At 35.9% G+C, this 16,637-nt stretch carries 13 protein-coding genes; all 13 read left to right on the forward strand.

Translation table 11 applies throughout. The features are described 5' to 3' along the window. Positions 1 to 104: 104 nt before the first annotated feature. Positions 105 to 3,815, forward strand: coding sequence for a hypothetical protein (locus tag UABHE_RS10495; RefSeq protein WP_372370221.1), 3,711 nt, complete (start codon positions 105 to 107; stop codon positions 3,813 to 3,815). 170 nt (positions 3,816 to 3,985) lie between these two features. Then, a complete protein-coding gene (locus UABHE_RS10500) occupies positions 3,986 to 5,062 on the forward strand; it encodes a hypothetical protein (protein WP_372370222.1) in 1,077 nt (358 codons plus the stop codon). Positions 5,063 to 5,450: 388 nt separating this feature from the next. After that, on the forward strand, positions 5,451 to 6,266 hold the full coding sequence (locus UABHE_RS10505; protein ID WP_372370223.1) for a hypothetical protein: 816 nt from the start codon (positions 5,451 to 5,453) through the stop codon (positions 6,264 to 6,266). 431 nt (positions 6,267 to 6,697) lie between these two features. After that, complete coding sequence (locus tag UABHE_RS10510; protein ID WP_372370225.1) at positions 6,698 to 8,344, forward strand: acetolactate synthase large subunit; 1,647 nt, start codon at positions 6,698 to 6,700, stop codon at positions 8,342 to 8,344. A gap of 110 nt (positions 8,345 to 8,454) precedes the next feature. Further along, positions 8,455 to 9,741, forward strand: a complete 1,287-nt coding sequence (locus UABHE_RS10515; RefSeq protein ID WP_372370226.1) for a hypothetical protein — start codon at positions 8,455 to 8,457, stop codon at positions 9,739 to 9,741. A 139-nt stretch (positions 9,742 to 9,880) separates the two neighbouring features. After that, positions 9,881 to 10,072, forward strand: a complete 192-nt coding sequence (locus UABHE_RS10520) for an AtpZ/AtpI family protein (protein ID WP_372370227.1) — start codon at positions 9,881 to 9,883, stop codon at positions 10,070 to 10,072. A 354-nt stretch (positions 10,073 to 10,426) separates the two neighbouring features. Then, positions 10,427 to 11,236 (forward strand): F0F1 ATP synthase subunit A, encoded by an 810-nt coding sequence (atpB, locus tag UABHE_RS10525; RefSeq protein ID WP_372370228.1) that lies wholly within the window; start codon positions 10,427 to 10,429, stop codon positions 11,234 to 11,236. A gap of 34 nt (positions 11,237 to 11,270) precedes the next feature. Next, entirely contained in the window at positions 11,271 to 11,519 is a 249-nt protein-coding gene (gene atpE, locus UABHE_RS10530; RefSeq protein WP_372370229.1) for an ATP synthase F0 subunit C, read from the forward strand. A 46-nt stretch (positions 11,520 to 11,565) separates the two neighbouring features. Continuing rightward, the gene (gene atpF, locus UABHE_RS10535; RefSeq protein WP_372370230.1) at positions 11,566 to 12,126 is read left to right on the forward strand and encodes a F0F1 ATP synthase subunit B; all 561 of its coding nucleotides are present in this window, start codon (positions 11,566 to 11,568) and stop codon (positions 12,124 to 12,126) included. 65 nt (positions 12,127 to 12,191) lie between these two features. Continuing rightward, positions 12,192 to 12,749, forward strand: a complete 558-nt coding sequence (atpH, locus tag UABHE_RS10540; protein WP_372370231.1) for an ATP synthase F1 subunit delta — start codon at positions 12,192 to 12,194, stop codon at positions 12,747 to 12,749. Beyond that, positions 12,739 to 14,244, forward strand: coding sequence for a F0F1 ATP synthase subunit alpha (gene atpA / locus UABHE_RS10545; protein ID WP_372370232.1), 1,506 nt, complete (start codon positions 12,739 to 12,741; stop codon positions 14,242 to 14,244). The genes atpH and atpA overlap by 11 nt, the downstream gene beginning before the upstream one ends. A 6-nt stretch (positions 14,245 to 14,250) precedes the next feature. Next, positions 14,251 to 15,114 carry an ATP synthase F1 subunit gamma gene (gene atpG, locus UABHE_RS10550; RefSeq protein WP_372370233.1) on the forward strand — a complete coding sequence of 288 codons (864 nt, stop codon included), beginning with the start codon at positions 14,251 to 14,253 and terminating at the stop codon, positions 15,112 to 15,114. 99 nt (positions 15,115 to 15,213) lie between these two features. Next, a complete protein-coding gene (gene atpD / locus UABHE_RS10555) occupies positions 15,214 to 16,629 on the forward strand; it encodes a F0F1 ATP synthase subunit beta (protein WP_372370234.1) in 1,416 nt (471 codons plus the stop codon). The last annotated feature ends 8 nt before the right edge of the window (positions 16,630 to 16,637 follow it).

Here is a 16,637-nt window from a genome sequence, read left to right on the forward strand (position 1 = left end):
ATCCTTAAGGGCATGAGGACTTGCTCAAAATTATTAGACAAGTTCTCGTACTCGTCTAAAATATTTTACTTTTTCGATGTAATATCGGTTTAAAGGAGAATGATGTGTTAATAAGAATATTCATAATAACTGTACTATTTATGTGTAGCAGTTTAATTGCACAAAATAACCAACAACAGAAAGAGCGTTTGCAAAAACAAAGAATAGCAATGCAAGCTCAAAAAAGATTGGTTAGAATGCTCAATAATCTAAAAGAGAAAATGACACGCGTACAAGACAATTTAAAGAAAAGAGGTCGAGAAAAAGAAGCAGATAAAATCAAAGGAGCTCTCGATAAAATCTTATACAAATTTGATGGTGAATCTTCTTCACAAACTCCTTTAGAAACAGATATGCAAGAGCTCACAAAATTGATCGAAGATGAGCTTCCTAAACGAGCTTTTATTAAGTCCGTAGAAATAAATAAAAAAATCGAATTGATTTATAAATTTTTATTGGACCGCCAAACACCCGAAAAAGTAGACAAAAAAATCGAAGAGCTGCAAAACAAAATAAAAGAAATGAATAAACTAGCATCTAAACAAAATAAGTTAAAGCAAAAAACAAAACAAATAGAGAAAGAACAAAAAAAAGCATTAACTCAAGAAGAAAAGCAGTTAAAGCAAGAACATAAAAATATATTAGAACGCTTGCGCCAACTAATGAATCAAACGCAAAAAACATCCAAAAAAGTAAATTCTGAAATGCAAAAAATGCAAAAAAATTTACAACAAATGGAGCAAAAACAGCAAGATCTTATCTCTCAAACACAAAACAAAGAAGAGCCGACATCCTTAAAAGATAAACTCAAAGATGTAGATAAGATGCTTGATAAGCAAAAGAATGTTGCAGACAAGTTAAGTGAATACAAAGAAGCCAAAGAACTCCTCGAAGCCTTAAAAAAATTACAAAAGCAACAAAATAAACTAGCAAGTGTAAAACAGAATCAACAACAACAACAAGCAGGTCAAGAAAAAGTACAAAATACAATCAAGTCGTTAGACCAACTTTCAAGTGCTGTAGACAACCTGAAAAAAGAACAACAAAAAACGCAAGATAAAACAGAACAAGCACAAGCTTTAAGCGATTTAAAAAAAGAAATTGAAAATTTAAAAAAGCGCCAAAAACGCGCTGCGCGTGTAATGAAGTTAAGTTCCAATGATCCTAAATTTGCTAAAGCATTATCAAGAGGACAAAAAAAATTAGCAGACTCTGCTAAGGACCTTTCTGATAAATTAAAAAAAATGACAATGAGTAAAGAACTTAAAAAACAACTCAATGATCCTAAGGCTGTGCAACAAGCAGAAAAGTTAGCAAAAGAGCTTGACAAAACCGCGAAGAAAATGCAGGAAATTTCAGAGCAAACTAAGCAAGGACAATTGAAAGAAGCAGGAAAAAATCAAGAACAAATAGCAAAGCAACTTGAAAATTTAGAAAAGATGGCCAGCGAAAGTAAATCTCTGGAAAAGCTTGGCGAAAAAATGACCGCTAAGTTACAGAAAGAACAAGCAAAACACAGCGATAAAGCTAAAAAACTACAACAAGCACTGCAAAAAATCAGCAAAAATGTACCACAAAAAGAAAATATGGAAGAAGCCAAAAAATGGGCTAACGCTGCGCAAGAAAAAATGGAAGATGCAAAAAATAAACTTGCAGAAAAAGATGCAAAAAGCGCACAAGAAAACCAAAAACGTGCACTAGAAAATCTAGATGCGATGAAAGATTATCTAAACAAGTCTCTTGCAAAACTAAAGCAAACTCCTCAAAGTGATATGCAAAGAAAAATGGCTGCTATACAAAATAAAATAGCAAATCGAATGCAGAAACTTGGCGCAAAATCACAAATGCAAAAAATGCCGGAAATGAAAGATATTCTCAACGACATGAAAAAAGCGGCCGAGAATACTCAAAAAGGCAACCAAGAAAAGCGCATTGCTGCACAGAAAAGTGCTGCGAGTAAGATGCAAAAAAGCATTGATAAACTGCAAAAAAAATTGTCCGAGCAAACTGGAATGCAAAATGCGCAAAAACAACAGCAAGAAGTAAAAAAACAAGCTGAAAAATTAGCTGAAAACTGGAAAAAAAGCGATCCAAAACTTGCTGAAAATGTCAAGAAAGCAATTGACAAAATGCAGAGTGCGCAACAGCAGATGGAGAAAAAAGATATTTCTCAAGCAAGTAAAACCACAAAGCAGGCAGCGCAAGATCTACAAAAAATGAAACAAGATTTACAAAAAATGATGGCTGACACTAAAAAATCAGATTTAGACATACAAATGGCACAAGAAGATTTAGAAAACAAAGCGCGCAAGATGGCTAGCGATTTGCAACAGATGTCTAAGTCACAAAAAAATGAACTCAAGCAACAAATGAAAAAAGCTTTAGATAACATGATGCAAGCAAGTCGAAAAATGAATAATGCTAATCGCAATATTGAAAGTAAAGATTTCAACAAAGCTTCTCAAAACCAAAAACAAGCTCTTGAAAACGTTCGTAAAACAATGAATGAGTTGCAGAAAAGTTTACAAAAAGAAAACAAGTCAAATGACAAACAAATGGCTAAACTAGGGAAAGAGCAACAACAACTTCAAAAACGTACCGAACAAATGATGAAAAAGATGAATGAAATGATGAAATCTCCTAAAACATCAAAGGAGAATAAAGATCGTATTGCTAAGGCTAAAAAGTCTGTTGAAAAAGCCATAGAGAAAATGAAAAAATCTCTCAAACGCTTAAAAAAGAAAAAGCCAAAAGAAGCTCAAGACAATCAAAAAATGGCTGAACGCGACTTAGAGCAATCAAAACGTACTCTTGACAATATGAAAAACGAACGCCTAACACAACAACAACAAAAACGTTTAGAGCAAGTTCGCAAGCAACAAAAAGAATTGAAAAAAGAAGCGGAAAAATTAGCAAAAAATCTCGATTCATTAAAAAAGAAAAAAGCTTCAAAGGCAGCAAAAGATGCTTCTAAAGATATGGAAAATGCCGACAAAGAAATGAAAAAGAACAAGACAACTAAAGCAGCAGAAGAACAAGAAAAAGCAGAGCAACGCTTAAAGCAAGCAAAGCGAGAAGTTGAAAAAGAAAAATGGAAATATGAGAATCTACGTCAAGAAGAGATTATCTTTAATCTTAGTGGGCAAATTAAAGAACTGATCAAAGAACAAACGGTTGTATACAATGATACCAAGAGCTTATATCAAAACACTAAAAAACATGGTACAACAAGACGAGATCTTATTGCTATTAGACGCATTAGTAATAAACAGAAAAAGCTTATTGGCGAAACAGAAAAAATAATGAAAAAACTAGAAAAAGAAGACAGCCAAGTCTTTAACTGGATTTTTCGAAGAATTAAAGTTAATATGGATGAAGTTGTAAAAAACCTACGTCGCCGCGATATGGGAATTATGACTCAGTCGTTACAAAAAGAAGCAATCAGTCGTTTGAGCAAACTACTAGTGGCTTTAAAAGAAGAGCAAGATAGACGTAAGAAACAAAATCAACAGCAACAACAACAACAGCAACAGCAAGAGCAAATGCAACAGCGTCCGCGCATACTTCCAACAATTGCTGAGTTGAAAATGATTAAAGACATACAAATAGAAATCAAAGACAAAACACAACGACTATTCAATAATATTAAAGATAAAAAAACAATGGATAGTTTAACGCGTAAACGCTTAGAACGACTTGGCTATGAAGAAGGTGACCTTGCTGAAATGACCAAGAGGTTTATCGAAAGCCTAGAGGGTGTATCTGGCGGAAATTAGGGTATTGAGCGGTTAATATATTCCTAAGTTTGGAGAATAGGTGTATTTTGTACTAGTTTCAAGATACACCTACTCCTTGACATTTAATTAATAAACTATCTAAGTGATCAGCTAAAAGTAGTTAGGTAACTATTTTTAACTGACTATTTAGTTTTGTAAAGGAGTCAAAGATGAAAAATATAACTCTATGTATTCTATGGATCTTATTGTTTTCGCTTGTGGCGTTTGCACAAGATGATGGTGAAGATGCGCCAATGCCAGGGCAAGATGATGGCGCTAAACCTCCAATGCCAAATGCCCAAAAGAAAAAGCCACTTGACATGTTAAAAGATATTCAAAAGAAAATGGAAGCAATAGAAAAAGACTTGTTGCGTGGAGGCGTAAAAAAGAGAAACGTCTCAAAGAAGAAAATACGCCAAGCTGTTGCTGAAGTTAAAAACTCTGAAAAAAGACAAAAAGAAGTTGCTGAAGATTTAGCAAAATTATTAGAACAAGATGGCCAAAAACAGCAAGATGCAGCAGAAAAAATAGAAAAATTACTCAAGCAAAAAGATCAGGGTATCCAAGAAGAACTGATGGAGAAAAACCCACAGCGTCAAGAAGAAATAGCAGAAAAAATAGAAGAGTTTATGCAAACTCAAAAAAATCAACAAGCAGCGATTGATAAACTCGAAAAACTTATGCGTGAATCGGGAATGGATCAGCAAAAAATTGCTCAAGAGCTTGAAAGAATCTTTGACGATATGGAACACCAAAAAGACGTCACAGAGACAATCGATAAACTTATTGAAAATATCAAAAACCAGGAAGATGCAATTTCTGAAATGGAAAGAACTTTTAAGAGTTTGGAAGATAGTCAAGATAAAGTAGTTGATCGAATCAATAAGATAATCAAAGAAGCAAAAAAACAACAACAAATGATGCCATCTTCTTCTCAGAAAAAACCAAAGAGTTTAAAAGAACAAAAAAGCGAAAAGAAGAAAAAAGGCGAGAAAGAAAAAAAAGGCAAAAAAAACAAGAAGAAAAAAGGTGACAAGCAACCTGGAGATAAAGATCCAAATAAATCAAAAAAGCTCAATAAAAAAAATCCAGACGACGACAACGAACGCTGGGGAAATTTACCTCCGCACATCCGTGAATTTATTCACGCAGATCGTAAGAAAAAAATAGAAGGTAAGTATAGCGAAAAAATACTACATTATTACGAAGAAACCGCTAAAATGGGAAAAGACAAAAAAGATAAATAGCTAGAAAATCAAAAGTTCTAGAAGGTTTAACAAAAAACGATCTCTTATATTGTAAGGTTTAGGGTAGCACACTCGTACACAGATCTACAAATAACATGTGCTCTGTATCCTTACAATATAAAGATTTTATTTACTTAATAACAAGTGTCGCGACTACGGACTACAACTAGTGATATGCTAATTGTTTGTTTTGTATCACCTGAAATAAATTTTTACAATAGTTTGTACTGCTATAAAAAAAATCTATTTTACAAGTCCTTTTAGTATAAGATTTAAAACTTAAACATAGAGATGTAATTCTTACAAATACTCGCTTTTCCTTTATAAAAAATAATTGTAAACAATCACAAATTACATACAATGCGTCCTGGATTTAGATTTATACATTATGCAAAAACAAAATAAAATAGTATTCACTATTGTCATAACCTTAATAATCACATGGTTACTTCCACACTGGATTTCTCCTGAAACCGCAACAAACCTATCTCAAATTCCTAGTATAACGCTACCATTTGGTTCCTACCATAACAGCAATCTACTACACATAGTTCTTACTGCTGCTCAAATATCTTTAACTATTAGTTTCTATGCGTTAGTAATTAGTACCTTTTTATGCTTATTGATATTAATTGTTGATTTTTATGTAAAGTTTGCTTTCGTTAACCATATATTAAAAGTAGCCAATTACTTTCCTCGTCTTTTTATCTTAGTATTTTTTTCTGCTTTGCTAAAATTACATGAGACTTCTCAACTTTCCATACCTGCTTCTTTTTATTTAATAATTATTTTAGGGTTAAGTGGTACATTTTTTTTACTGGCTCAAACCTATACTGAAATTTCTAAAGGAAAAAAAACCCTTTATGTACATTTTGCATGCTCTCTTCCTATCTCGAAATATAAAATATTTTTGCGCCACATACTACGCAACTCCATTACATTTCCCATTAGCGTAGCAAAGCAAATGCGAGACAATATAATGTTTATTGCTGTTTTACCTTTTACGGGGGTTGTTCATTTACAACCTGAAGATTTGGGAGGACTTATTCACAAATACTTCTTGCAACCAGATGCTTTTAACGAAGGATGGTGGATTTTGGTTTTTCCTTGCTTGTTTTTAGTGTGGTTAATTTTGGTTTTTGATTTACTTGCTAGTCATTTGCAACAGAGGATTTTTTGTGTTGACGTAAATGTTGTTGCATAAGCGCAAGTGCATTTGTTCGTTTTTAACGAAACATGTAATATTTAAATTACAACTCTATCTTGTATAAAACAAGCTTGACAATTTATTTAATTCGAGTTACATTAGGTCGTGTTTGTAAACAAATTTTGCGATGATGAAAACAATTCAACTTGCGCAAAATACCATAAAATAAAATGCAAAATAAGTGGTTTCGTAAAATAGTTATTCAACTAATAATTTCTTTTTTAGCAATGTAGTGGAAGTAACAAAGCTGAAAAAGAAAAAGTTAGTTTAATTGTTAAAATTTTCGATTGGTCACTTAAAAATCTAAACTTGGTAAACGTTTTTTACAGAACTTAAATTTCTCCTAAATGCATACTATAGTAAAAAATATTTAGCCATAGTTTGTTAATAGAAAGGCAAGCCTGTTTTTTTAGGGCTAAATCTTGTATATGAAAGCTTCCGATTTATTTGTCAAATGTTTACAAGAAGAAGGCGTTGAATATATATTTGGACTTCCGGGTGAAGAAAACGCCGATTTTATGATTTCATTGAAAAAAACTCCGATAAAATTTATTCTATGTCGCCATGAACAAGCAGCAGCTTTTATGGCAGATGTTTATGGGAGATTGACAGGGAAACCTGGAGTATGTTTAGGAACTCTAGGTCCTGGAGCAACAAATCTGATTACAGGAGTTGCAGATGCGAACATGGACCGCGCACCTCTTATTTGTCTTACAGGACAAGCAGATTTAAAAAGAATTCACAAAGAATCCCACCAGGCGATGGATGTTGTTCAGATGTTCCGCCCTGTAACTAAATGGAATGCAACAGTAACACACCCAGATACTATTCCTGAAATCGTACGCAAAGCCTTCAAGATTGCAACACGTGAAAAAATGGGAGCCTGCCACATTGAGTTACCTGAAGATGTTGCAGCACTAGAAACAACAGCAAAAACAATAACTCCAGTAAAAACACGCCGTCCTTCTCCAGAATACAAAGCGTTAGATCAAGCAATTAAAATGATTGAAAGTGCTTCTAACCCAGTAATACTTGCTGGAAATGGTTGCGTTCGAACTCGAGTTTCTCAGCAATTACAGTTATTTGCAAAATATACAGGAATTGGCGTTATCAATACATTTATGGCAAAAGGAGCGATTCCGCGTAACGATGAGCATTGTTTATTTACAATGGGATTGCAGTCTCGCGACCATATATCTATTGAAATGGACAAAGCTGATGTTGTAATTGCTGTTGGTTTTGACATGGTTGAATACCATCCGAGTTTATGGAACAGAGGTAACAAGAAACAAATTATTAACATTGACTTTGAAGCTGCTGAAATAGATGAAAATTATCGTGTAGCAATTGATGTTCATTCTGATGTTGCTGGTGCTCTTTGGTCACTTAATGAGCATTTTAAAAACAAACCACCACTGCGAAAAACAGATGACTACAAAGCTGCTCGCGAAGCGATGCTTTCTGATTTTGCAGAACACAAAGACGATGATGCCGAAGGCCTTATTAAACCACAAAAAGTTTTGTGGGATGTACGTGAAGTTATGGGTGAAGGAGATATTTTACTTTCAGATGTTGGTGCCCATAAAATGTGGATCGCTCGTTACTATCAAAGTGATCTTCCAAATACTTGTTTGATCTCAAATGGATTCTGTTCAATGGGCTTTGCACTTCCTGGAGCAATTGCAGCTAAAATTGTTCACCCAAATCGCAATGTCCTAGCTATCTGCGGTGACGCAGGAGTCCTGATGAACTTTCAAGATCTAGAAACTGCTGCTCGTATCGGTGCAAATGTTGTTATTATGGTATGGGAAGACAGAGAATACGGCCTTATTAAATGGAAACAAATGAACCATTTTGGAGAACACTCCGAATTAGCGTTCAATAACCCTGACTTTGTTAAACTAGCTGAATCTTTTGGATGTTGGGGAAAAAGAGTTACACATTCTAACCAAGTTAAATCTGCGTTAGAAGAAGCTTTTAGTGTAAATAAGCCTGCTATAATCACTTTAGATATTGACTATCGTGAAAATTTAAAACTCACCGAAAAACTTGGAAAAATCCAAGGCGTTTTGTAAGACATGATTTTAGGTGTTATAAGTAATCTATGTTTTTTCAGGTAAGCCAAAATCTGAAAAATTGCAAATCACTTCATAACACCTAGAGCTATATTTTGAGGAGAATTGGCATGAATAAAGCAAAGTACTTGCTTCTAGGTTTGTTGTTGTTTAGTCTAGTCTTTGCACCTGCCCAAGAAGAAGATCTCTTTGGCGGTGGCGACAGCGGAGGAGATAGCCTCTTAGATGGTGGAGCTGACGACGGCGGTCTTTTCGGAGGCGGCGATGACAGTAGTGATGGTGGTCTTCTCGGAGGCGGCGATGACAGCGGCGATGGCGGTCTTTTCGAAGGCGGCGATGACAGCGGCGATGGCGGTCTTTTTGAAGACGGCAACACAACCACTAGCGAAGAAACAGCTACAGACGCTGCTGTGGGAGATGATGAAGAAGCTAGTGATGAAACTAGCACAGAATCGTCAGAAACTGCTGCTGAAGACTTCGAAGAACAGTACAACTTTACCTACAAAGATATTCCAGTAACACCTGAGAGAAGAGTTATCGATCTTTACTATCCACAAACAGTTGCACGTGCGGAAGTAAATATACTTCCGGGTATTGATCAAGAAGAGTTTGATGGTGTTGATGATGTTAATTTTGATATTGTAGAGTACCACATTGAATTTGGTCACATGATTGAAATGTCGCCAAATCTTTATGTCAGTGTTGGTCTAAAAACTTCTATTTATGATTTTTCGATTGACGCTGTTGTTGGTGGTGTAGCTGATGACATAACAGAAGCTCTTTATGCTTTTGATATACCTTTGGCACTTCATGTAGTGGCAAGTGATCAGTTGATGATTAGTTTAGAAGTAACACCTGGTTTACATTCAGATTTACAAGGTAGTTTTGATGCTCGTGATCTTCAGGTTCGCGGTGGCATTCGCATTTCTTACGCTGTCAACAATGTATTAGCTCTTATTGCAGGAGCAGATGTACTTCCTGATGTAAGTAGCTACCGTGTAATACCTGTTGCTGGATTTATCTGGAAACCAGATCCACAATTTGATATACATGTTTTATTACCATACAGAGCAAAAGCAGCATTTCATTTAGGCAAATTCAATTTGAGTTTTATTGCCTTTTACGAAAGTATTTTCTTTGAGCATTTTCGTATTGATGATGATAATCAATTTGCTGGTAATGATCAAGACGACGACTTAAACCTTTACTCTATGCGTGCAGGTCTTGGTATTCGTTACCAATTCAAGAAAGGTTGTTATCTTGAACTTCTTGGTGGTGGAACCCTTGATGGTGAAATCGATTTAAACAAAGATGATGCTAGTGATGCAACCCTTGAAGGTGGAAGTTTCTTCGCGAAGATTGGGTTTACCGTTGATGCACAAATCTTTGAAAATTAAATTATAAGATTATCATAATTTACTTGACTTCCTTATATCTGCGGATATAATTCACCAAAATCTGTATCAAAATACATTTATTACTATTTCAATAATTGTTTAGATTATTGAAATAGTAATTTTTTATAGATGTAGGACTATGAGAGACTATATTCAATACTCACATGTTGGCGTGTTGTTTGCTGCCGTTTTTGGATTGTTCGTCTATGGCGGAATCCAATTAGATAAAAAAATGGATATGCAACCACTTTTCACACTTCTAGGTGTAATTCTAGGGTTTGTGATGGCATGTTATAAGTTAATAAAAGAAACAGAAGTAAAAAAAAAATAGTACATGTGTTCTTTGTATATACAGTACTATTATTTTTTGTATGGTTAGTTTCTTTTGTGGTGGTTTCTAATTTCATTGATGCAGAAAAGCTCTTTGACCTAAGTTTAATTATAGTTGTCATGTTGTTAATCATGACAATTGCAATCACCAGTAAAATCATATTACATCAGAAGTTTCCAAACAGCTTAGAATCCTTCTACATTAGCATAATAATCCGCTTTTTTAGCATACTCACTTCTTTACTTTATTTCCGAATTTATCACAATAACAACCTGAAGTTAATCGTGATTTTATGTGTGATTATATATTTTATAACTTTGATTTACGATACTATTTACGTCGAAAGACAACTAAATGTCTGAGTCAAAAGAAAAATTAGATGTTATTCACCATCTACTCGATACACAAAGAATACAAATATTTGATTGGCATTATGATTTGCCAACCTTATTCAAAGGGGAGTGGTACGAACTTCCTATAACCAAAAATGTATTGATGATGTGGATAGCTGCAGGTTTAATGCTGGTCATATTCCCAATTGTATGTCGTCGCAAATCATTAGTACCAACTGGTCTTCGTAATTTTTTCGAAGCTATATTGGTATTTATAAGAGACGATATTGTTTACAGCAACATGGACAAAGAAGATGGCAACAAATACCTTCCGTATTTGTGGACACTTTTCTTCTTCATTTTTTTCTGTAACTTAATTGGACTTGTTCCATTTGCGGCAACAGCTACCGGAAACATAGCTGTGACAGCAACCTTAGCATTAATAAGTTTCCTCTTTATTCATATATCTGGAATGATGAAAAATGGTGTGGGCGGTTATTTAAAATCAATAGTGCCGCACGTTCCTTTAGTAATCTGGCCACTACTCTTGGTTGTAGAAGTTATGGGGCACATCATTAAGCCTTTTGCTTTGGCTGTGCGTCTATTTGCAAACATGACAGCGGGTCACGTACTAATTCCAGTATTTTTAAGTTTTATTGTAGCCTTAACTAGTGGGCTTCCTGCATACTTTGGTTATACCCTAGGGGTACTACCTTTGTTAATGGCTATTGCAATTACCTTGTTAGAAGTGTTAATTGCAATGATCCAAGCATATATTTTTACATTTTTAACTGCGGTATTTATGGGAATGGCGTTACACCCTGACCATTAATACTCTATATTTTGTAAGTAAGAAAGGCAAACATATGTTTATTTTAGAAGCTATGTCACTTGGAAAAGGCCTTGGTCTTGTCGGTGCAGCGTTAGGTGCAGGTATTGCAGCTATTGGCGCTGGAATGGGAATTGGAAAAATAGGTTCTAGCTCTGTTGAGAGTATGGCAAGGCAACCTGAGCACAAAGGTGATATCAGAGGCGCAATGATCTTAACCGCAGCATTCGTTGAAGGGGTTGCACTATTTTCAGTTGTAGTGTGCTTACTGATCAGCTTCCAGTAATGTAGGTGTAAACATGTCTATATTGACGAAAAATTTGGGAAAAATAATGATTATTTTAATGATCGTTATCCCCAATACAGTATTGATGGCAAGTAGCGACGGCGCCCAAATCACTAAACTTGAAAAAGGTTTGATGTTTTGGAGTCTGGTTACATTCTTAATAGTTTTTGTCATTCTGAGCAAAACAGCGTGGAAACCTCTTATAGAGGGATTGCAAAATAGAGAAAACACTATCCGCAATAATATTGAAGATGCGGAGAAAAAGCAAAATGAAGCTGCTGAAAAACTCAAACAGTACGAAGAAAAATTGGCCAAAGCAGAAGATGAAGTAAAAGAAATCATCGACTCAGCTAGAGCAAACGCTGAACAAATCAAGAAAGATACGATTGCTGAAGCTAACAAAGAATGCGAGAGCATTCGAGCTCGTGCCGAAAATGACATAAAACTGGCAAAGCAACAAGCCGTAGAAGAAGTATTCAAAACCGCTGCTGATATATCAATAGCAATAAGTACCAAGCTGATTAAAGAAACGCTCGATGATAAGAAACAAGCAAAAATTATTGAAGATACTTTAAAGCAGTTTGAAGATTTAAAAACACTAAACTAACTGCCAAAATCTGAATGCTAATTCTTAGCATTCAGGTGCTGGCTCATGTGAAAAACGGAAAACAAATGCAAAACACAATAATTGCTCGTACTTTTGCAGAAGCCTTCTACGATATTATTTGTGATAGTAAAGACAAAAAAGACTTGTTAGATCAACTGAGTTTTTTGGTGAAATGCATTGACGAACAACACGATTTTCATACCTTTCTAATAACACCAAAAGTAAGTTATGTTGCTAAGAAAGATTTTATTGAAAAAGTGTTTCGCGGTAAATTGCACGACACCTTAGTCGACTTTTTACAAGTGTTAACCAATAAAGGTCACCTCTCTGCTATTTGCGATATTTATCGCGAAGTAGAAAGTCTACAAGAGTTAGAAGGTAGTAAGGTGAAGGTTTTTGTTACCACAGCGACATCACTCCTAGAAGACGCTAAATCTAAAATAAAAAAAACTTTAGAGAAAAAGCTTTCTGCGGAAGTAGTTCTTGTGGAACAAGTTAATGCTGACATTATAGGTGGATTCATCGTTCGCGTTGAAGATACTTTGGTAAACGGCTCCATAAAACATCACCTTGAAAAGATAGGCAATTGCATTTTAGAAAGAAGTAAGACATATGGGATTTAAACCAGAAGAAATCGCCTCTATTATACAAGAAGAGATTAAGCAGTATGGCAAAGATCTCGATGTATCAGAAGTTGGCCAAGTGATAGAGGTAGGCGACGGTATTGCCCGTATTTATGGCTTAAAGAATGCGATGGCTGGAGAAATGCTTAAATTTGAAAACGGTGTTTCTGGTCAGGTATTCAACTTAGAAGAAGACAGCATCGGGGCAATTATTCTCGGCGATTCAAAAGGAATCAAAGAAGGATTTAGCGTTGAGTGCACAGGGAAAGTACTTAGTATTCCATGTGGGCCAGAAACCATTGGACGCGTTTTAGATCCACTTGGAAATCCTCTTGACGGAAAACCTGCTATTAAAACCGATATCTATCGCCCAGTAGAAAGTACTGCACCAGGTATTGCAGATCGTCAATCTGTATTTGAACCTCTGCAAACAGGTATCAAAGCAATTGACTCTATGATTCCAATTGGTAGAGGACAGCGCGAACTTATTATTGGTGACCGTAAGACAGGTAAAACTGCTATTGCTATAGATGCGATTATTAACCAAAAAGATACAGGTGTTATTTGCGTATATGTTGCGATTGGTCAAAAGGACTCCACTGTTGCAGCTGTAGTTGAAACTTTGAAACAACATGGTGCTATGGACTACACAATTGTAGTAAATGCATCGAGTTCAGCTCCTGCTCCTCAACAGTTTATTGCACCATACTCAGGATGTGCGTTAGCTGAATACTTTATGTATGAAGAAAACAAGCACACTCTTGTTGTTTATGATGACCTTTCAAAACAAGCAGTTGCATATCGCCAAGTATCACTACTTCTAAACCGTCCTCCTGGACGCGAAGCTTACCCTGGTGATGTATTCTATCTTCATTCGCGTCTACTTGAACGTGCCGCAAAACTTTCTGACGATCTAGGAGCTGGTTCATTAACAGCACTCCCTATTATCGAAACACAGGAAGGTGAGGTTTCTGCTTATATTCCAACCAATGTAATTTCCATTACTGATGGGCAAATATATTTAGTTCCTGATTTGTTTTTTAATGGTGTAAGGCCAGCTGTTGACGTAGGGATTTCAGTATCTCGCGTAGGTGGTAGCGCACAGGTAAAAGCAATGAAAAAAATTGCAGGTAGTCTACGTTTAGACTTAGCTGCTTTTCGTGAACTAGAAGCGTTTGCACAAATGGGAACAGATCTCGATCCATCTGCTGCAAGGCAACTAGAACGAGGTAAACGCATGGTTGAAATTTTAAAGCAAGGTCAATACAAACCTTTAAAAATTGCAGACCAAGTACTCATCATTTATGCTGGATCTCAAGGATACCTTGATGATGTTGCTGTAAAAGATGTGGCTAAGTTTGAAAAAGATTTTCTTGAGTATATGCACTCATCCGAAAAAAGTGTTGTAGATGCTTTAGCAGAGAAGAAAGATTTAAGTGAAGAAGACAAGCTAAAATCTGCAATAGAAAAATTCAAGAGTAAATGGAAATCATAGGTAACCATGGCTGAAATAAAAACCTTAGTTAAGCGCCGCAAAAGTGCCAAAAATATACAAAAAATAACCAAAACAATGGCACTTATTGCAGCGGCAAAATTCAAAGTAGCTTCACGCAAAGTGACAGCAGCGAAGCCATACGCCGAAAGCTTGAATAAACTAGTTGCTGACTTAATGAGTAGAGATTCAAGTTTGTCGCATCCGCTAGCTAGTAAAAACGAAAAAGTGCAAAACGTGGCTGTTATAGTTGTCGCTTCTAATCGTGGATTTTGCGGATCATATAATACCCATGTTGTAAATCACGCAGAAAGAGAAATACAACAGCTCAAAGATGAAGGCAAGAATGTATTTTTACATGTCGTAGGAAAAAAAGCGGCTTCAATTTATCATAGTGGCAGTGGCTCCAAAGAATTGCACACTGATTTAGAAGATGCCAAATACGACAATGTATATTCTTTAGCTGAAACGCTTGTAGATCAATACTTAAACAAAGAAGTTGATGAAGTCCGCGTTATTTTTACCGAGTATATATCTGCGACACAACAAAAAACAAAAGCGACAACGTTTTTACCATTTCCGATTGATGAGTATCAAGGGGAAGGAACCTCTGGAAATTATGAAGTTTATCCAGATGTAAACGAAGTCTTAAACTATGTTGTTCCGCAAAGTATATATTCTAATCTATATCGCATTTTTCTGGAAAGTTCAGTAAGTGAACATGTCAACAGAATGATCGCAATGAATAAAGCAACGGATAATGCGGCGGAAATGATCAAAGACTTAACGAGATTGTACAATAGAGCACGACAAGCACAAATTACTAACGAGCTTTCGGAAATTATGGGTGCTGTTCGTTCTTTGAAAAAGTAATCTTACATTATTATGTATTGATTTTATAGAAACCAGCTCTTAAAAAGTACTGAGATACACTTTTTAAGACTACTATATTTCTTTAATGGAATGCTTAAAATGACAGAAGGAAAAATAGTACAAGTAATCGGATCTGTTATCGATGTAGAATTTCTACCTGGCGAACTTCCAGCTATTTACAATGCTCTAAAAATAGACTCTGAAGTTATAGGTGAATTAACTGTCGAAGTACAACAGCACCTTGGAAACAATCGCGTACGTGCGATTGCTCTCGGCTCCACAGATGGTTTACGTCGTGGTGGTGTAGTAAAAGATTCAGGTAGCCCTGTAAAAGTTCCAGTTGGTAAAGAAACTCTAGGGCGTGTATTCAACTTACTAGGTGAACCGATTGATAAAAGAGGTGAAGTAAAAACTGAAGAACGTCGTCCTATTTTTGCCTCTCCTCCAAAGTTAGTTGATCTCGAACCAAAAACCGAGATATTCGAGACAGGAATAAAAGTTGTAGACTTACTAGCTCCTTACGTGCGCGGTGGAAAAACTGGGCTATTTGGTGGAGCAGGGGTAGGGAAAACAGTAATTATTCAAGAACTTATTAACAACATTGCAAAAGAACACGATGGTTATTCTGTATTTTGCGGTGTTGGAGAGCGTACTCGCGAAGGTAACGATTTATGGCGAGAAATGGAAGAAGCAAAAATTGAAGGCGGTAGCGTTCTAGATCAAACCGCACTTGTATATGGACAGATGAACGAACCTCCTGGTGCGCGCTTGCGTGTTGCATTGTCTGGTTTGACAATGGCAGAACACTTTCGCGATACTTCAGGTAAAGATATTCTTGTGTTTATTGACAACATATTCCGTTTCACACAAGCTGGATCAGAAGTATCGGCTCTTCTTGGTCGTATGCCGTCTGCGGTAGGTTACCAACCAACTCTAGCTACAGAGATGGGAGAACTTCAAGAACGAATTACTTCTACCCAAAAAGGTTCTATTACTTCTATTCAAGCGATATATGTACCAGCAGATGACTACACTGACCCTGCACCTGCAACTGCATTTACACACCTTGACTCAACAACAAACCTATCACGAACTATTGTTGAAAAAGGTATATATCCAGCGGTAGATCCACTAGCATCTTCTTCAAGAATCATGGATGCGCAATACGTAGGTGAAGAGCATTATGAAGTAGCAAAAGCTGTACAGGGTATTTTACAACGCTACAAAGAGTTACAGGATATTATTGCGATTTTAGGTGTTGAAGAACTTTCTGATGAAGATAAGGAAGTTGTACACCGTGCGAGACGTATCGAAAAATTCTTATCACAACCGTTCCATGTAGCTGAAGTATTTACCGGTGTGCCTGGTGTCTATGTAAAACGCGAAGACACAGTGAGAAGTTTCAAAGAAGTTGTTGCTGGAAACTACGATCACTTACCAGAAGGCGCTTTTATGTACGTCGGAACAATAGAAGACGCTGTTGCTAAAGCAGAAAAAATGAAAAAAGAAGGGTAATGTAAAAA

Source organism: Candidatus Uabimicrobium helgolandensis (assembly GCF_041508025.1).
GTDB lineage: Bacteria > Planctomycetota > Uabimicrobiia > Uabimicrobiales > Uabimicrobiaceae > Uabimicrobium > Uabimicrobium helgolandensis.